Origin of the sequence: Nocardia vaccinii NBRC 15922 (genome assembly GCF_001613305.1) — a bacterium.
Classification (GTDB): Bacteria; Actinomycetota; Actinomycetes; order Mycobacteriales; family Mycobacteriaceae; genus Nocardia; species Nocardia vaccinii.
The window spans coordinates 253,271-271,270 of record NZ_BDCC01000035.1 but is presented as its reverse complement, the minus strand read 5'-3'; the positions used below and the strand labels follow the sequence as shown (position 1 = coordinate 271,270).

Here is an 18,000-nt window from a genome sequence, read left to right as displayed (position 1 = left end):
ATCTCCGCTCGCCACCGGTTCGGTGCCGGGCTGCGGGAGTCGCCGTTCGGCAGACGTTCGCGCCGTCACATTTTCGGCTTCCCTATGGACGAAAGTTCGGGTACCCGTAAAATGGGTGGATGAGCATCGCGATCGGTACTCCGGCCGCCGCGTTCCGGCGCGCGCGGTCGGCATCGGTGCTGCTCGGGCCCGCTTTCGTCGCGGCGATCGCATATGTGGATCCGGGAAACGTCGCGGCCAACGTCAGCGCGGGGGCGCAGTACGGTTATCTGCTGGTGTGGGTGGTCGTGCTGGCCAATCTGATGGCCGCGCTGGTGCAATATCTCTCGGCGAAACTCGGCCTGGTCACCGGACGCTCGCTGCCGGAACTGGTGCACGCCGCCGCCGGGCCGCGAACCAGGCTCGGATATTGGATACAGGCCGAATTGGCCGCGATGGCAACCGATCTCGCCGAGGTGGTGGGCGGAGCGATCGCACTGCAACTGCTGTTCGGGCTGCCGCTGCTGCTGGGCGGTGTGATCACCGGTGTCGTGTCGATCCTGTTGCTGACGGTGCAGAACCGGCACGGACAGCAGCGGTTCGAGCGGGTGATCATCGCGCTGCTGGCGATCATCTCGATCGGATTCGTGGCGAGTCTGGTGATCTCGCCGCCCTCGGCCACGAAGACCGCGGGCGGGCTGGTGCCGCAGTTCCAGGACACGAACAGTGTGCTGCTGGCCGCGGCGATGATCGGCGCGACGGTCATGCCGCACGTGATCTATCTGCATTCGGGGATGTCGCGTGACCGGCACGGCCACAGCGAACCCGGGCCGGCCCGCACCCGGCTGCTGCGCGCCAACCGGTGGGACGTCGGCATCGCGATGCTGATCGCGGGCGTGGTGAATCTGGCCATGTTGCTGATGGCCGCGCACACCTTCGCCGGACACGGCGATGTATCGACCATCCAGGACGCCTACCACGCGGTCCGCCACTCGCTGGGCGCGCCGGCGGCGCTGCTGCTCGCGATCGGCCTGTTGGCCTCGGGTCTGGCCTCGACCTCGGTCGGCGCCTACGCGGGTGCGATGATCATGGAAGGACTGCTGCGCCTTCGCATCTCGCTGCTGCTGCGGCGGACGGTCACCCTGGTCCCCGCGCTGCTGATCCTCGCCGTCGGATTCGATCCGACGCGGGCGCTGATCGTCTCGCAGGTGGTGCTCTCGTTCGGCATCCCGTTCGCACTCATCCCACTGGTCCGTTTCACCGCGAACCGCACGCTGATGGGCGTCGATGCGAACCACCGCTTCACCACCGCGCTGGCCTGGATCATCGCGATCCTGATCACCGCCCTCAACCTGTTCCTGATCTACCTCACCATCGTCGGCAGGTGAGGGTAGGCCCCTGCCGACTGCTAGCATCGCGCGGATGCGGCGCAAGCTCACGGTCACCGGCGCAGTCGTTCTGGTCGTTCTGTTGTCGGTCTGCGTCGGGCTGTACGCGCTGATGAACTCCCGCACGTACCAGGTCGCCGGGCGGCTGGTGAACCATGTGGATACCGGCGAGAAGGTTGTCGCACTGACCCTCGACGACGGGCCGTCCGATCGCACCGGGAAAATTCTCGAAACGCTTTCCGCCGCAGGCATTCACGCGACCTTCTACCTGATCGGCAACGAGATCGCCGCGCACCCCGGCCGGGCCGCCGCGATAGCCGGCGCGGGCCATGAGATCGGCAACCACTCCTATCACCATCAGCGGCTGGTATTCATCACCCCGGGTACCGCGCGTGACGAGGTCGAGCGCACCGACACGCTGATCCGGAGCACCGGCTACTCGGGGCCGATCACCTTCCGGCCGCCCAACGGCAAGAAACTGTTCGCCCTGCCGCTCTACCTGTCGCAGCACAACCGGATCACCGTGACCTGGGATGTGGAACCCGATTCCGGCACACATTTCAGCGCCGATCGGATCGTCGCGGAAACGGTGTCCCAGGTCCGACCCGGATCGATCATCCTGCTGCACGCGATGTACCCGTCCGGTGCGGCGTCGCTGGCCGCGATCCCGCGGATCGTCGGCGAACTGCGCGATCGCGGCTACCGATTCGTCACCGTCTCCGAGCTGATCCGGCACTGAATTCCCGCGCGGCCGGCGGCGCGTCCGAACGACGAGCCGCACGGTGGTTCTCAGCCGCTGGACTCCGCTGCGCGCCGGTATCCCCGAATGGCCGGGTAGGCGAAGACCACGATCGCCCCGAGCGTCCAGGCGAGGGTTTTGAGCAGCGGCAGGGTGACCGCGCCGTCCCAACTCAGTCCGCGCATGGCGTCGATGGCCGTACTCATCGGCTGATTCGCCACGGTGGACTGCATCCAGGTGGGATAGACCGTGGTGGGCACGAATCCGGAGTTGAAGAACATCAGCAAGGTGTTGACGATGGCGACGATGTTCACCAGCATCACCCCGCCCGAAACCGTGGCCAGCGCGGTCACCAGCACCGCGAACGCGACGCCGAACAGGACCGGGATGGCGATCATGGCAAGGGAGGCCAACGGCCCGTTCCAGAACCGGAATCCGATGCAGCACCCGACCGCGATCACGAACAGCGTGGTGATCAGCACGCGGATCGCCTCGGCGAGCAGACGTCCGGTGAGTCCGGCGGCACGATGCACCGGCATCGTCCACAGCCTGCCCAGCAGCCCGGTGTACTGCTCGTTCTTGAAGCCCAGCGCGCTGACCACCGCACCCGACATCGCCGCGACCAGCGTGATCATCGGCACGGTCCCGTACTCGCTGGGTATCCCGGTGGCCCTGGTGATCGAATCGCCCAGCACGACGCGCAGCATCAGCAGTGTCAGCGCGGGATAGATCAGCGTCTGGATGGTCGTCGCCGGATCGCGCACCCACACCAGCAGCAGTCGTTTGCATTGAATCAGGCTGTGCCGCGTCCATGCCCCGAACGCGCGCTCGGATTGCGGCGGCACGATCGGCAGCGGAGCCTGCCCGCCGGCGGTCTGTACGGATTCCATGACAACAGCGCTCACGCCGTGTCCATTGGGCGTGAGCGGGGGGCCTACGTGGTCACGCTCCGCTGCTGCCTCCGGCCCGGTCCTGATCATGCCCGCCTCACACTCGCCCAGATCGCCAGCGGCACGAAGCAGACCGCCAGACCGCCCAACCACACCAGCGGCACCCACAGCACGTGCCAGCTCACTCCGCTCGCGGCCATATCCCGCATGGCGAAGGAGAATTGCGATATCGGCTGATTGCGCGCGAACGGCCGAATCCACGCCGGAAAGCCCGTCTCCGGGACGAATCCGCAGGAGAGCATGCCGAAGATCAGGGTGGGCAGCGTCAGCGCCTGACTCAGCGATTCCGGGCTCTTGGTCAGACAGCCCAGCGCGTCGGCCCCGATGGCCAGTACCGTGCCGACCCCCAGCGCGAACCCGCAGAACAGCACCGACTGCCACAGACCCGAATGCAACCGGAATCCGATCGCGTACCCGAATATCAGCGCGGCGATCAGCGCGGTCACCGAACGCACCAGGCCCGCCGACAGCCGCGACAGCAGCGGGACCACCCGCCCGACCGGCATGGTCTGCATGCGCGTATTGAGGCCGCTGGCCGTCTCGAACGCCGCGATCTGCGCATTGGACATCATCGTGAACGACATGGTCTGTAGCACGATGATCGGCATCACGAACTGTCCGTAATCGATGCCCTGTACCCGCATCACCCACCGCAACGGCAGATAGAACCCGAGTGTGAAGACCAGCGGCGTGATCACCGCGACGATCAGTTCGCCCTTGGTGGCCATGGTCCGGACGATCCGTCCGGTCAACGCCCGCCACTGCGCGAATCCGGACGGGCGCACCCGGGTCACCCCGGCGAACAGCCCACTGCCGGACTCGGTGAGCTGCTCCGTCACTCGTGCCCGCCCGAATGGCCGGTGATGGACAGGAACACGTCGTCGAGCGAGGGGCGCCGCAGGCCGATATCGGCGAGCTCCACCGCGCCCGCGTCCAAGCGACGCAGCGCCTCGGCCAGGGTGGTCGCGCCCTCGGGCGCGGGAATCGAGATCCGGTCGACCCCGGCGGACTGATCGGCGAACTCCTTCGCGACCGACTCGGGGACCAGGTCTCCCAGCGCATCGATCGCCGTCGCGACCCGGGTCGGGTCCAGCGGCACGATCTCGCAGTAGCTGCCGCCGGTCTTCTCCTTGAGCTCGTCGGCGGTGCCCTCGGCGATGACCGTGCCGCGATCGATGACGATGATGTTGTCGCTGAGCACGTCGGCCTCCTCGAGGTACTGCGTGGTCAGCAACACCGTGATGCCCTGGTTCTTCAGGGCGATGACCAGATCCCAGACGCCCTGGCGACTGCGCGGGTCCAGGCCGGTGGTGGGCTCGTCGAGGAAGACCACCTCGGGCCGGACGACCAGTCCGCACGCGATGTCGACGCGTCGGCGCATACCGCCGGAATAGCCGCGCACCGCGCGTTTGCCCGCACCGACGAGGTCGAATTCCTCGAGCAGCGTATCGGCGCGGTCCCGGGCGGCCTTCTTGTTCAGCCCCATCAGCCGCCCGAACAACTCCAGGTTCTCCCGGCCGGACAGGTTCTCGTCCAGCGCGGCGTACTGGCCGGTCATCATGATCGATCGGCGCACACCGGCCGGATCGCTCAGCACGTCGTGCCCGGCGACCTGTGCCGTACCCGAATCCGGGCGCAGCAGGGTGGACAGGATCTTGACCGTGGTGGTCTTCCCCGCGCCGTTGGGGCCCAGGATGCCCAGGACCGAGCCGCGAGCGGCGGTGAAGCTGACGCCCTGCAGCGCGTGGACATCACCGAAGGACTTGCGCACGTCGGCGACCAGGACCGCGGTTTCGGGCGGCGACTCTGCGTTGTCCAAGCTCGGCATCGACTCTCCACTATGGCTGGGGCGGCAACCGGATTGTCCGGATCGCCTGTTCATACGTCCGGTTTGGTGATCCCATCCACCGGGGGCGATGTTACTGGGTGTGCGGTGCCGGATCGCCTCCGCTTCGCTCCGACGGGTGCCGAATCTTCGGCCCGCGCTTCGCTCCGGCTGCTCGCGGCCCCTGGAGTCGCACCGTCCGGCCCCGTGTCGGGCACTGATTCCTCGCATCCGCCACGCGTCCGAGTGGCATGACGGGCCGCGAGCTGTGTTGGATTGCCTCTGCTTCGCTTCGGCGTGTTCGCGGCTCCCCTGGGGTTTCGCTGTTGGGTCCGGTGTCGGGCACTCGTTCCTCGCACCCGGCACGTATGCGAGCGGCGAGACGGGCCGCGAACCGTGGTGTCGGCGTTGGCTCCGGCGGGCGAGCCCGGGTGACCTTCGGTGTGGGCTCGCCGCTTATCTGGTGTCGGCGTCGGCCACGATATCGGCGCGAGGTCTGGCGTTAACTGTGGCGTTACTCACAATTCAGGAAACCGACCGGTACGGCCCGGGTGTCATCCCTGGTCGGGCTGCGAACCGGCCGGTACGTCCTGTGCGGCGGGATCTTGTCGCGTGGGCCCGGCCGCCAATACCCTGACGGGCAAGGGGAAGAGACGGACACTCACTTGTCTGCGGCAACCTCGTCCGGCGAGCGGGACGTTCGGTTGCCGCGGGCTCACGTCGGCGAGAGGTTGACCGATGGCAGAGTCTGCCCGCGGTGTGCACAGCGGGCCCGCGGCCCGCTCCCGAGTCCTGACGTCCTTCGACCCGCGCACCGGCGAATCCGTCGGCGACTACGCGGTGATGGGCCAGGTCGATCTGAGGCGTGCGGTCCGCACCGCGCGATCCTCCGAGAAATGGTGGGCGGCACTGGGTTTCGCCGGACGCAAACGCTGGTTGCTGGATTGGAAGCGGATCATCGTCCGGCGCGCGGGCGAATTGGTGGACCTGATCTGCGCCGAGACCGGCAAACCCGAGGCCGACGCGGCCATCGAGGTGATGCAGGCGGTGGAGAATCTGGACTGGGCCGCGCGCAATGCCGAACAGGCACTGGGCCGTCGGCGGCTGGGCGGGAGCTGGTTCACTCGCAACGAACGCGCCTCGGTCGGTTACCTCCCGCTGGGCGTGGTGGGGGTGCTCGGCCCCTGGAACAATCCGGTCTACACGCCGATGGGGTCGATCGCCTATGCCATGGCCGCCGGCAACGCCGTGATCTTCAAACCCAGTGAGCTCACCCCGGGCGTCGGGGTGTGGCTGGCCGAGAGCTGGGCCCGGCTCGCGCCGAATCAACCTGTGCTGCAGGTGGTTACCGGGGACAGTTCGACCGGCGCCGCGCTGTGCCGCGCGCGGGTGGACAAGATCGCGTACGCGGGGTCGGACGCCGGTGCGCGCGAGGTGATCTCGCTGTGCGCGCAGACGATGACACCGGTGGTCGTGGAACGTTTCGGCAAGGGCGCCATGGTCGTTCAGGTCGACGCCAAACTCGACGACGCCGCCGAGGCCGCGGTCTTCGGCGCGATGTCCAACGCCGGGCAGAGCCCGGCCGGTATCCAGCGCGCCTATGTCGCCGAATCGGTCTACGAGCCGTTCCTGGAACGGGTCGCCGCGCGGGCGGGGAAGCTTCGTCCAGGTGGGGATCGGCGTGCCTCCTACGGTCCGATGATCCTGGAGTCACAGGTGGAGGTGGTGCGGCGACAGGTCAAAGATGCGGTCGCGCAGGGCGGGCGGCTGGTCGTCGGCGGCCTGGACTCGATCCGCGAACCCTATGTCGAGCCGATCGTGCTGGCCGGCGTGCCCGAGGACTCCCAGGCGATCACCGGTGAGGCGGCAGGTCCGGTGCTGATCGTGAATCCGGTGGCGAGTATGGACGAGGCCGTGGAGCGGATCAACGCCGCCGAGCACGGCCTCGCGGTCGCGGTGTTCACCCGCGATGTGCGGATGGTTCCGGAATTCGCCGAACGCATCAGAACCGGTGTGGTGACGATCAATTCGTCGATGGCCTACGCCGGAATCCCGGCCATGCCCTTCGGCGGCGTCGGCGAATACGGCCAGGGCCACACGCACGGCGAGGCGGGTCTGCGCGAATTCAGCCGTACCCTGTCCATCGCGCAGAAGCGGCATCGCGGCATGGTCGACCTGATCACGTTCGACCGGCATCCGCGGAATCTGCGACTGGCCAAGGCTATTTTCCGGATGCGCCACGGGCAGGGGTGAGCCGGTTCAGGTTTCGGCGGGCACATCCGGGCCGAGCAGCACCGCGCGCATCAGGTCGTGCACGCGGGCAAGGCTTTCCGGGCGGCGATCGAAACGCAGGCGGCGGCCGACGTCGACGACCTGGGCGATGGCGGCGTGTACGCGGAACCGGGCCTCGGCGGGGTCGCCGTCGAGCAGGTTCGCCCACTCCAGGACGTTCTGGCGCTGGATCGCGCGCAGTCGATGTTGTTCGGCCGCGGGCAGGTTCGAGAATTCGGCGAAGTAGACCGGGAGGATCTCGGGCATGGCGAAGGTGAGCCGGGCGAAGCGGTCGGCGATGCGCAGCGCGGCGTCGGCGCGGCTGCTCGCCTCGGCGAGGGCCTCGGAGTTGGCGATCGCGACGCGCTCGCCGGTGCGGTGGAAGGCGGCGGCCAGCAGATCCGATTTGCTCGGGAAGTAGCGATACACGCTCGAGGCGTTGATGCCGACGGCCGCGCCGATCTCCTCGATGCTGGCCTCGTGATATCCCTGCCGACCGAAGATCCGGATCGCTTCGGTGAGCAGCTGTTCGCGTTTGGAGCTCAGCGGCAGGCCGCGCACGGGCGTCTCGGGTGCGGGCTGGGTCGGCGCCGGGGTCAGTTCGGTGCGCAGGATCGACCAGCAGATGCTCTGCATCAGGTCGGTCAGCCGGGTGGTGGACAGGGTCGTGCGGTGCAGGGTGACACTCCCGATCGCGCCGAGCATGCCGGTGCCGAGCACGTTGATATCGGCGGGATCGTCGCCGGGGCGCAGGGCGGCGATGGCCGATTCCACCGTCGCGTGCAGTTCGTCGTAGATCTTGCGGATGCGGTGCCGGTCCTCCGGCTCGAGATATCGCCGCTCCCAGCGGTACAGCCCGCCCTCGCGGCGCACCTCGATGGTGTGTTCGGCCAGGGCGCGGATCTGTGCGGTGAGCCGGGCCTCGGGGTCGAGCGCGGGATCGTCGGCCGCCTGCGCGGCGTCCAGCAGCAATTGCGCACCGCCCTCGGCCGCGGCGACGAGCAGTGCGTACTTGTTCCGGAAGTGCCGGTACAGGGCGGGGCCGGAGATGCCCACCTCGGCCGCGATCTCGTCGACTCCGACCGGGTGGTAGCCCCGCTCGCTGAACGCCTGGGCCGCGACGCGCACGATTTGTGCTTTCCTGTTCTTCGGCCGTCGTCGGACCGTCGCGCCGTCGTCTCGCGCGGAAGCGAGCCCGGACTCGCTGCGATCCGCGACCATGCACCTCTCCTTCTCTCACACCGCCGCCTGGTTGACAGCGCCGCACAACTCAACCTAAGTTAACCACAATTCGCAATGTTAACCGTCATTCTCGCGCCGCCGCCAGCGTCGACGGCCTACCTGGGAGTTGTTATGAGCAACGTCGAGCAGACCACCGCCCCGACGGGCCTGCGTGTCGTCCACGACGGCCGGGTGCTGCGTGTCACCATCGCCAACCCCAAGCGCAAGAACGCGATCAACTACGACACCATGGTCGCGCTCGGTGACGCGTTCGAGGCCGTCGTCGAGGATCGCACGGTTCGCGCGATCGTGCTCACCGGTGAGGGCGAGGATTTCTGCACCGGCGCGGATCTGTCCGGCGTGGTGTCCGAGGCGCAGCGCGGCATCACCCCCGAGATGACCATGGATGCGGCGAACCGACTGGTCAAGGCCATCGTCGACGCGCCGGTGCCGGTGATCGCGCGGATTCGCGGCGCGGCCGCGGGCGTCGGCGTGGCGCTGGCCCTGGCCGCCGATCTGACCTATGTGAGCGAGGAAGCCTATCTGCTGCTGGCGTTCATCAACATCGGCCTGATGCCCGACGGCGGCGCGGCGGCCATGATCGCCGCTGCCGCCGGGCGTCCGCTCGCCGCCGAGATGGCCCTGCTGGGCGAGCGCCTGCCGATCGTCGAGGCGGCCCGCTACGGCCTGGTCACCGGCGTGCTGTCCGCCGAGGAGCTGGACGCGAAGGTGGAGGCCGCCGCCGCGAAACTGGCCACCGGCCCGCGCCGCGCCCTCGAACTCACCAAGCGCGCCCTCAACGAAGCCTCGCTGACCTCGTTGGCCGCCGCCCTGGCGGCAGAGAAGACCGGCCAGTCCGAACTGCTGCAGTCGCCCGACTTCGTGGAGGGCGCGACGGCCATGCTCACCAAGCGCAAGGCGGTTTTCGCCGAGTAGGTGCGGCAATGTCCGGATCGGCAGGTTGCGGGCGAATGGTGTGCAACATCCGGATGATGTGCGTAGTCGGGTGGACGCTACTGTGACTACATGAATTACCTGGTTATCGGGGCAACTGGGTGTATCGGTCGGTATCTCGTCCCAGAGTTGCTGAAGCATTGCGGTGATATTCATGTGGTGGTGCGTCCCGGGGCCGATCCGGCCTATCGATTCGATCGGTGTGCCCGTGAGTGGAACGGGGGCGAGCGGGTTCGGCGCGTGCCCGGGGATCTCGGTGCGCCCGGACTCGGGATCGACGCCGATTGGATCGGCGCGCACCGCGGTTCGATCGACCACGTGATCCAGCTGGCCGTCGGGTACGACGCGGCGGGTTTCGGTCCGGGCACCGGCCATGTCGTGGACCTTGCCGAGCGGCTGGAAGCCGGTGCGCTGCACCACATGTCGAGCGTCGAGGTGGCAGGTGCGGCGGAGGGGCTGTTCGACGAGGATATGTTCGACGTGGGGCAGGTGCTGCTGACCCCGCAGCAGCGAGCGGCCTTCGAGGCCGAGCGGATCGTGCGCGAGCGCTGTGCGGTGCCGTGGCACATCTACCGGCCCTCGATCGTGGTCGGTCATTCCCGCACCGGTGAGATCGATCGGATCACCGGGCCGTACTACTTCTTCCGGCTGCTTCGGATGGCCGCCCAGTTACCGCGAATTCTGCCGCTGCTGGTCCCCAAACTCGGCGAAACCAATATGGTGCCGCTGGATTTCGTCGTCCGGGCGCTCGGTCACATCGTGCACCTGCCCGTCGCCGCCGGGACCACCTACCATCTGGTCGACCCGCGCCGACAGAGCGCCGCCGACGTGCTCAACCTGTTCGCCGACGAGGCGGGCGCACCCCGGCTGGTGGAAGTCATGCCCCGGCAGACCCTGGACATGATGTTGCGGCTGCCCGGCGTCGGCGCGGTTCTCCCGCATCTCGGCGTGCCGCGAGAAGTGCTCGAGCAGAACGAATTCGGCTGCTGGTTCGACTGCCGCAACACCGCCGCCGCACTGGCCGGCACGGATATCCGGGTCCCGCCGCTGGCCGGATACGCGCCGGTCATCTGGAAGTACTGGATCGAGAACTGGGTATGAGTCCTCGGAGCTATCGGAGTTCGTCGAACGCGGCCTCGGCTCGGTCTTTCGCGGGCGGGTATGCATAATCGACCCAGCGGTTCCGGTTGGTCCAGCCGACCAGGTCGTAGCGCCAGCGGAACGGCCAGGTGCGCGCGACGGTCATGAACAGAACCGCGGCCAGGGGTGAGTAGTCGGCGTGCGCGGACAGTAGCGCGTGCTGCCGGCGGGGCGAGGCGGTGAAGAATGCCTCGAACATCGAGATCGATTGGGCCGTGGTGAGTCTGCCGAGTCCGTAGAGGCCGCGCATGCGCATCCAGTAGACCAGGCGGGCCTGCCACGGCCACAGGTCCTGGACCGGGTCGCGGCCCGCGCGCAGCGCATCGATCGCGGTGTCCACCAGGGCCAATGAATCCGCGACGCTGTATCCGGTGCAGGGATGCATCATTCCGCCGCGAGAGCCGAACGGCACCGCATCCGCGGCCCGCGTGGCGGCGCGCATCGCGGGCGGCGGCTGATCCAGGGGATAGTGCGCGGCCTCGCTGGGTTCGTCGCCGCGCAGCGTGATCCCGTGTGCGGCAAGGCGCTCGAGCGCCCGGCGGCGCAATTCACGTTGCGGCATCCCGCCCCGCAGCCCCAGACTCGTCTCCTCGAAGATCACCGTGCCGTCACCGAGCGGCACCGCGTACAGGAACGACGGCGGCTCATCCGGCCCCGCCCCGTTCTCCGCACGCCAATCCAGCAGCAGCCCTTCACCTTCGGCGACCATCGGCGCGGCACGCTCGGCATCGACGAAGATCCCGTGCGCACTCGCGGTCCGGCGCGCCCCCGGGGACGGCAGCCCGCGCGTATCGAAAACCGCCGCGGCCGTGACTACCGTGCCGTCGGCGAGTTCGACGCGATGCGCGCCGACCGAGGCCGCCCGACCGGCCAGCACGGTCGCGTCGTCGAGCGGAAGCGCTTCGCGCAGACCGGGTTTCGACAACACGCAATACGGCCGCTCGATCCGATGGGCGGATTCCGTCCACACCGTCGGCGCCTCGATCCGCTGCGCGATCGTGCTCTGCGGCAACCACGACGGCAACTCGTCGATCCAGCACGAGAACGTCGGGGGCCACAACCGCTCCGGCCGTGGATCCACCGCCACCACCCCCATCCCCGCCCGCACCGCCCGATGCGCCAACCCCCGCCCGGCAGGCCCCAACCCCACCACGCAGAGATCCGCCTCCCCGACACGCTGAGCATTCATGTATCTCATTCAATCAGTCGCGCCCCCGATTCCTGTACCCGTTGGCTCGATCGGCGGGAACGGTCGAGGTCGCCCGGCCCGAGATCCGGCGATCGATATCGGACCGGTCAAGCGCCGTCCGTCGCGTGCGGGCTGGTGAACGCTCCGGCGGCGGCGGCGAATACGGCCGTGACGGCGGCAGTGTGGGGTAGGCGCGGGTCGGGCGGTGTGCGAAGGAGCACCAGTTGGTGGTACAGCGGGGCGGTCGCGGCGATCAACAGGGCGCGGGGGTCGGTGTCGGGCGGGATCTCTCCGCGCCGGACCGCTCGCTCGACGATGATCTCGCACTGCGCGTACCGGTCCTCCCACAATCGTCGCAGCGCGCGGGCGGCGTGTTCGGAGTGGAACGAGACCTTGATCAGTGCCACCGCTATCGACGCAGGCTCGGTCAGTGAATCCTGGATCTCCTGGTTGAGGGCCGTCAGATCGCCGCGCAGTGAACCGGTGTCGCGGGGTTGCCATGCCACATCGCCCACCGCGGCGAAGACATCGATGATCAGCCCGCCGACGTCGTGCCAGCGGCGGTACACCGTGGTGCGATGCACCCCGGCGCGGGCGGCGACGGCGTCGACGGTGAGCGCGTCGTAGCCGTGTTCGATCAGTTCCGCGTGGACCGCCTCGAGGACTTGGACACGAATGCGGGCCGTTCGGCCGCCCGGCCGAGGCCGGGCGGTGGGTGCGGGATCGTCGGCCGACGGTACGGAGTTCATCGCGGTTGTCCGATTGCTTGACGATGTGAGAGAGGCTCCACTAGTTTAATGCAACAGTTGTCGCACTAGTGAATAGGCCTCGACGGACGCGCCGAACGGCTGCCGCCGCTGGAACCGACGAGACCGCCACGCGTGCCGAAAGCCCACTGTCCGAAGGAGTTTCGCCATGCCCGAGGACTCCGTCCCGATTCCCGCGGATCCGACCGTTCTGCGCCCCATACCCGGCCAGCCACGGACGGTGCTGTTGAAACCCCTTGTCACGTCGCCGCTGATCGAGATCGGGGAATTCTCCTACTACGACGACCCGGACGATCCGACCGCGTTCGAGACCCGCAATGTGCTGTACCACTACGGTCCGGAGAAGTTGGTCATCGGGAAGTTCTGCGCGCTGGCAACCGGCGTGCGGTTCATCATGAACGGCGCGAATCACCGCATGGACGGCCCCTCGACCTTTCCCTTCCCGATCATGGGGGGCTCGTGGTCCGACCACTTCGACCTGATCACGGGTCTGCCGAATCGTGGCGACACGGTCGTGGGCAACGACGTCTGGTTCGGCAATGGGGTGACGGTGATGCCTGGTGTGCGGATCGGTCACGGCGCGATCATCAGCACCGGCTCCGTGGTCGTCGCCGATGTGCCCGACTACGGCATCGTGGGCGGCAACCCGGCTCGCCTCGTCCGCACCCGCTACGACGCCGACGATATCGCCCGACTGTTGGCGGTGGCCTGGTGGGACTGGCCGGTAGAGCACGTCACGGTCCACGTGCGAGCGATCATGTCCGGCACCATCGCCGATCTCGAGGCCGCCGCCCGAGATCTGATCTGAGGGGAACCGTCATGCCTGCCCGTCCTGCCCACCTCGCGATGATCGGCATTCCGATCGTCAGTCACGTTCTGGCCGGCCTCGAGATCATTCGGGAACTGGTGGCCCGCGGCCATCGCGTGACCTACGCCAACGACCCTGCCGTTGGCGATCTCATCGCCGGCACAGGGGCCGAATTCGTCTGCTGTACTTCGGTATTACCGGTCGCAGACGACGCCTGGCCCGATGAGCCGATCGCTGCGATGAATCTTTTCCTCGACAACGCCCTGCACGCATTCCCGCAGTTGCGTGCGTCCTACGACCACGCCCCCGCGGACCTCTACCTGTACGATATCGGTGCCTACGCCGCGCGTGCCATCGCCGAAACTCAGCATCGCCCCCTTGTGCAACTGTCTCCGACGTTCGTGGCATGGGAGGGATACGACCGGGACGTCGCCGCCGCCATCAGGCAGCTGCCGGGCGCCGACGCCTACCGGGCGAGGTTCGCACACTGGCTCGCCGACAGCGGTGCTGCCACCACGGACGTCGATACCTTCTCCGGCCCACCTGAACGAGCTCTGGCCCTGATACCCCGGGCGATGCAACCGCACGCAGACCGGGTCGACACCGGCACAGTGACATTCGTCGGTCCATGCTTCGGCACCCGACCGGTGGAACGGGGGTGGGCGCGTCCGGCCGACGCGGAGAAGGTCCTGCTGATCTCGCTGGGTTCGGCGTACACCCGCCGGCCTGAGTTCTACCGGCGATGCCTGGCGGCCTTCGGTGGCCTGCCCGGCTGGCACGTCGTCCTCCAGATCGGAAAGCACACGACTGCCAGGGAGCTCGGCGAAATTCCACCCAATGTCGAAGTGCACCAATGGGTTCCGCAGCGAACGATTCTGGAACAGGCCGATGCCTTCATCACGCACGCCGGCATGGGCGGCTGTGCGGAAGGGCTGCTGGCAGGCATCCCGATGATCGCGGTTCCGCAAGGCGCGGAACAGTTCACCAACGCCGACCGGCTCGTCGAACTGGGAGTGGCCCGCCGCGTCGACACCGCGAACGCCACCGCCGAAACGTTGCGGAAAGCCCTGATCGAACTCACCACCGATCCGGAACTCGCCGATCGCTCAGCGCGGTTACGGGCCGAGACGCGAGCCGAAGGCGGCACCATGCGAGCGGCCGACCTCATCGAAAAGATGCTGGGCCCAACGTCGGGCCGGTAGGGAAGCCGGCCGGAGGGAAGGCTGCCGAATCGCTGCCCAGGACAGGTCGTCGTGCCACACCGCGCCGGCCGACAAAAGCGGGAGGGTCCGAGCGATGCCGGCTACTTCGGGGTGATCCAGGTGGTGATGTCGGCGTGGACGACCTCGACGCCGTGCTTGTCGTAGATCGAGACGGGGACGGTGAGGTCCCGGCCCTCGGTTATTTCGCTGAAATCGGGGATTTCCGGAAGTTGGGCTATGGCGCGCAGGCCCGATTCGGCCTTGGCGAGGTACTGGACGTTCATCGCCTTGGGGATCCAGCGGTGAGTGGTGGGGACGGTGGCCTCGCTGAGCATCCCCATCGCGACCTCGGCGAGGTTGCAGGCGGCGATCGCGTGAAAGGTGCCGAGGTGATTGTGAATACCGAACCATTTCGGGGCGGTGACCTCGCAGACGCCCGGTTCGAGCCGCACGACGTTCGGAACGATGGTGCCGAAGTAGGGCACCCGGGCGACCATGCCCAGGGAGAACAGCGCATGCCCGATACGGTTGTCGGGGAGCTTCTTCCAGCCGCGGAAGGCGGCGGTCTCGTTCGTCATGCCCCTATCTTACTCGATAGTAAGTTCTGGGGAGAGGTGGTTGACGACCTGGTTCCCTGCAACAAGTCCGTTCGAGAAATGTTCCATTCGAGTAATTTCCCATTTGTATTTCTGCTATTCGGCCGGTTGGTGAATTGAAGTATTGAAATAAGTTGCCATGCAGGCGATTTGGGCTTTTGTCGGCATTTTCGCGTACGGTATTCGGCATGACATCCGATCCCTCCAATCCGCACGACGCGTTGGTTCGTAAAATGCTCTTCCGTGTCATCCTCGAAGGCCCTATGGCAGGGAGGCGTTCCAGGTCATCGCGACGTACATTGAATATGTTGGCAAGCTGTACCCCGGCGAGTTCGAATCCTTCGCCGAACAACTCGGACCCATCGCCAAGGAGGTCATCGTGACAACGGCTGAGATGCGCGAAGCGCTGGGTGAAGCGCGCGGTGAAGCGCGTGGTCGTGCGGCGATGTTGCTCGAGCAGTTGGCTCTGAAGTTCGGGTCGTTGAGTTCTTCTGTCGAGGAGAAGGTTTATGCGGCTGATGTCGAAACGTTGGATGTGTGGGCCGAGCGGGTGTTGACCGCGAGCACGCTGGATGAAGTGTTGGACTGAGTATTTCGGGATGCTCGGAGCGCCGGGGGCGGGTGAGGCGTTGCGGCGCATAGGGATACCGGGGGATTTCTCGGGGTGCATCACTCTTGCGGGGGAGGGGGGATCACCTTGTGAGGTGATGGAATCGGGGGTGGGGGTTTCTACGATGGGCTTGTGATGGCTATCGGGCGGGTGTGGCGGTGGGGCCTTCTCCCGCTCATGGGGGTCTTCTTGCTGATGGGCGCGGGCGGGGTTGCGGGAGCTGATGCGCCGTCTTCGGGTGGGGATGTGTCTGTCGCGCAGACGTTGGGGGGTCGGGAGTTGACCGTTGTGTTGCGGCGGGTGACGTCGGTGCCGGGGCCGTTGCAGGTCGAGGTGGTCACTCATGCGGGGACCGCGGAGGGAGGGCTGACCCTGGCCGTGACGCCGACCGGGGCCTCGTCCTCGGCGTCGTCGCCCGCGCCGGGTGCTCCCACTGCTCGCGGGACGATTCAGCTCGGTGGTGCGCCCGGGATGTACTGGACCACGGTGCGAGTGGATCGGGCCGGGCCTTGGGAGCTGGCGGTGAGCGACGGGCAGCGGGTCGCGCGGATTCCGTTCGTCGTGTCGAAACAGGTGACTACGCCGCCGGAACGTTTCGTTTACGGTGGATTCCTGGCTGCCGGTGTGTTGCTGCCGGTTTCGATTCTGGTGGCGGTTCGGGCGCGGCGCGGTGCGTGGGCGGTGGTGCCCGCCGGAGGGATGGTTGCGGGATTGGCGGTGGCGATCACCGCCGCGGTGCTGTCCGCGTCATTGCCGCTGCCACCGCAGCCGGGCGTCCAGCTCGATCCCGATGTGGACAATGTGAGCAACCCGTATGCTCTTGGGCGGCCACTGATTTCGGACTTCTCCCGGCCGCCGGTGATGCTCGCCCTGGGCGGTGCGCCGCTGAGCGCCGGGCAGCCGGGTGATCTGGATCTGAACCTGACCGATGCGGCCACCGGCGCGGCCGTCGACGATCTGGTCATCGAGGACAGTGCGCTGATCCACCTGCTGGTGGTCGGGCCGAGCGGTCAGCTCTGGCATCTGCATCCGATTCGAATCGCGCCCGGCCGCTTCAGGATTCGCCTCGCCCCGCCCGAGGCCGGGCACTATGCGCTGTCCGCCGAACTGGCGCGGCGGGGCGGAGGTGTGCAAATGGTCCGCGCCGCAGAAGGATTCACCGTAGCGCCGGGACAGGCCACCAGCACCAGCGCGTCACCGCCGCATACCGCGAATCCGATACACCTCGGCAACGGTGCCACGACGGCATCGACCGAGGCCGACACCACCCCGATCACCTTGGCCACCACCGCCGCAACCGCGGGTACGCCGATACCTCTCGACGCGACCGTCGGCAACACTCCCGACCTGCAACCTTGGCTCGGCATGGTTGGGCACATGATCGTCGCTGGACCACTTCCCGATTCGGATACCGATATCGGCACAGCCGTGCAGAGTGCTCCCGTCTGGGGGCACGCGCACTCCATGGGCGGCATGTCCATGCCGGGGATGAGCAACCAGCCCGCCGGCGGGACAACGACTTCCGGCCCGAAAACCATGCCGGATATGCCGAACATGCCTGGTATGAACGACGATTCCGGTACGAGCGCTGCGCCGATGCCGGATCTGCCCGGGATGTACCACGGCTCGGAATCGAGTGCTCGGCCAACGCCGACAATGCCGGGTGGCGGTGACGGTTCGGTCAGCAGCGCTCCCGGCGGCGCGATGCTGATGCCGCCGGTGAACGGCGACAGCGCACCGGACGAGACCGTTGCCGCATACGGCCCGGCGGTCCCGTTCACCTACACCTTCGCGACCCCCGGCCGCTACCGGGTGTGGATCCAGGTGGAACGGAATTACACCGTGCTCACAATTCCTATCGTTCTCGACGTCGCCGCGGGAGGATCACGATGACGGCGAGTCCGGCGGCCACAGCAGAGCCGGTCGACCACACCTCGCGCGCCCGAACGCTACGGGTAGCCGCGGTTCTCGCGCTCGTGGTCGCGCTGATCGCGCTGGTGGGGTGGCTGCTGTGGCCGAGTCCACCCGGACATCTCGTAATGCACGGCGGCACAGCCGATCACATCGTCACTGTGACATCGGGTAGTTCTCGCATCGGCGACACCGGCATCGATATCGACATCGCCGATCGCGCGGGACATCCGGTGAACGGCGCCGTCGTCGAGGTGCAGGCGGTGGAACCGCGGATGGGGTACGCGAATGCGCCGGTGACCGCGACCTCGAGCGGAGGGGGTCGTTATCACGCACAGGATGTGCCGTTCATGATGACCGGGCCGTGGGATCTGCGGCTGTCCATCGTGATCGGCGATACGACCGATCGGCTTTCCGTACCGCTGTGGATCAGCGGATGAGTGACAGGGG

Annotated in this window: 17 protein-coding genes; 10 read left to right on the top strand and 7 right to left on the bottom strand. The window is 67.4% G+C overall.

The window, feature by feature from the left end; genetic code table 11:
• Positions 1-119 precede the first annotated feature (119 nt).
• On the top strand, positions 120-1,367 hold the full coding sequence (locus NV1_RS24005) for an Nramp family divalent metal transporter (RefSeq protein ID WP_067895368.1): 1,248 nt from the start codon (positions 120-122) through the stop codon (positions 1,365-1,367).
• A 34-nt stretch (positions 1,368-1,401) separates the two neighbouring features.
• A complete protein-coding gene (locus NV1_RS24000; protein ID WP_067895367.1) occupies positions 1,402-2,106 on the top strand; it encodes a polysaccharide deacetylase family protein in 705 nt (234 codons plus the stop codon).
• A 50-nt stretch (positions 2,107-2,156) separates the two neighbouring features.
• Here NV1_RS24000 and NV1_RS23995 read toward each other — a convergent pair whose 3' ends face one another.
• The 3 genes from NV1_RS23995 to NV1_RS23985 all read right to left on the bottom strand — a co-directional run bounded on the left by NV1_RS23995 (position 2,157) and on the right by NV1_RS23985 (position 4,884).
• The gene (locus NV1_RS23995) at positions 2,157-2,996 is read right to left on the bottom strand and encodes an ABC transporter permease (protein ID WP_067895364.1); all 840 of its coding nucleotides are present in this window, start codon (positions 2,994-2,996) and stop codon (positions 2,157-2,159) included.
• Positions 2,997-3,082: 86 nt separating this feature from the next.
• On the bottom strand, positions 3,083-3,895 hold the full coding sequence (locus NV1_RS23990) for an ABC transporter permease (protein WP_067895361.1): 813 nt from the start codon (positions 3,893-3,895) through the stop codon (positions 3,083-3,085).
• On the bottom strand, positions 3,892-4,884 hold the full coding sequence (locus NV1_RS23985) for a daunorubicin/doxorubicin resistance ABC transporter ATP-binding protein DrrA (protein ID WP_067895359.1): 993 nt from the start codon (positions 4,882-4,884) through the stop codon (positions 3,892-3,894). The genes NV1_RS23990 and NV1_RS23985 overlap by 4 nt, the downstream gene beginning before the upstream one ends.
• A 735-nt stretch (positions 4,885-5,619) precedes the next feature.
• Between NV1_RS23985 and NV1_RS23980 the strand changes: the two genes are divergently transcribed.
• Positions 5,620-7,134, top strand: a complete 1,515-nt coding sequence (locus NV1_RS23980; protein WP_067895356.1) for an aldehyde dehydrogenase family protein — start codon at positions 5,620-5,622, stop codon at positions 7,132-7,134.
• Positions 7,135-7,140: 6 nt separating this feature from the next.
• On the opposite strand, the gene NV1_RS23975 is transcribed toward NV1_RS23980, so the two are convergent.
• A complete protein-coding gene (locus NV1_RS23975) occupies positions 7,141-8,373 on the bottom strand; it encodes a TetR/AcrR family transcriptional regulator (RefSeq protein WP_067895354.1) in 1,233 nt (410 codons plus the stop codon).
• A 132-nt stretch (positions 8,374-8,505) separates the two neighbouring features.
• Here NV1_RS23975 and NV1_RS23970 point away from each other — a divergent pair, with 132 nt between their 5' ends.
• Positions 8,506-9,309 carry an enoyl-CoA hydratase-related protein gene (locus NV1_RS23970; protein ID WP_067895351.1) on the top strand — a complete coding sequence of 268 codons (804 nt, stop codon included), beginning with the start codon at positions 8,506-8,508 and terminating at the stop codon, positions 9,307-9,309.
• A gap of 90 nt (positions 9,310-9,399) precedes the next feature.
• A complete protein-coding gene (locus NV1_RS23965; protein WP_084525700.1) occupies positions 9,400-10,428 on the top strand; it encodes an SDR family oxidoreductase in 1,029 nt (342 codons plus the stop codon).
• 10 nt (positions 10,429-10,438) lie between these two features.
• Here NV1_RS23965 and NV1_RS23960 read toward each other — a convergent pair whose 3' ends face one another.
• Entirely contained in the window at positions 10,439-11,665 is a 1,227-nt protein-coding gene (locus NV1_RS23960) for a lycopene cyclase family protein (protein ID WP_157117303.1), read from the bottom strand.
• Between the two features lie 98 nt (positions 11,666-11,763).
• Positions 11,764-12,405 carry a TetR/AcrR family transcriptional regulator gene (locus NV1_RS23955; protein WP_067895345.1) on the bottom strand — a complete coding sequence of 214 codons (642 nt, stop codon included), beginning with the start codon at positions 12,403-12,405 and terminating at the stop codon, positions 11,764-11,766.
• Between the two features lie 166 nt (positions 12,406-12,571).
• On the opposite strand from NV1_RS23955, the gene NV1_RS23950 reads away from it, so the two are divergent.
• Positions 12,572-13,231 carry a CatB-related O-acetyltransferase gene (locus NV1_RS23950; protein ID WP_084525699.1) on the top strand — a complete coding sequence of 220 codons (660 nt, stop codon included), beginning with the start codon at positions 12,572-12,574 and terminating at the stop codon, positions 13,229-13,231.
• Positions 13,232-13,242: 11 nt separating this feature from the next.
• Positions 13,243-14,433, top strand: a complete 1,191-nt coding sequence (locus NV1_RS23945; RefSeq protein ID WP_067895343.1) for a macrolide family glycosyltransferase — start codon at positions 13,243-13,245, stop codon at positions 14,431-14,433.
• 101 nt (positions 14,434-14,534) lie between these two features.
• On the opposite strand, the gene NV1_RS23940 is transcribed toward NV1_RS23945, so the two are convergent.
• Positions 14,535-15,011, bottom strand: coding sequence for a hotdog fold domain-containing protein (locus NV1_RS23940; RefSeq protein ID WP_067895339.1), 477 nt, complete (start codon positions 15,009-15,011; stop codon positions 14,535-14,537).
• Positions 15,012-15,408: 397 nt separating this feature from the next.
• Here NV1_RS23940 and NV1_RS23935 point away from each other — a divergent pair, with 397 nt between their 5' ends.
• The 3 genes from NV1_RS23935 (at position 15,409) to NV1_RS23925 (ending at position 17,990) form a co-directional block, all read left to right on the top strand.
• Positions 15,409-15,618 (top strand): DUF4351 domain-containing protein, encoded by a 210-nt coding sequence (locus NV1_RS23935; RefSeq protein WP_157117301.1) that lies wholly within the window; start codon positions 15,409-15,411, stop codon positions 15,616-15,618.
• A 156-nt stretch (positions 15,619-15,774) separates the two neighbouring features.
• Positions 15,775-17,532: a hypothetical protein gene (locus NV1_RS23930; RefSeq protein ID WP_373864648.1), complete on the top strand. Its 1,758-nt coding sequence runs from the start codon at positions 15,775-15,777 to the stop codon at positions 17,530-17,532.
• Positions 17,529-17,990 (top strand): FixH family protein, encoded by a 462-nt coding sequence (locus NV1_RS23925; protein WP_067895328.1) that lies wholly within the window; start codon positions 17,529-17,531, stop codon positions 17,988-17,990. The genes NV1_RS23930 and NV1_RS23925 overlap by 4 nt, the downstream gene beginning before the upstream one ends.
• The last annotated feature ends 10 nt before the right edge of the window (positions 17,991-18,000 follow it).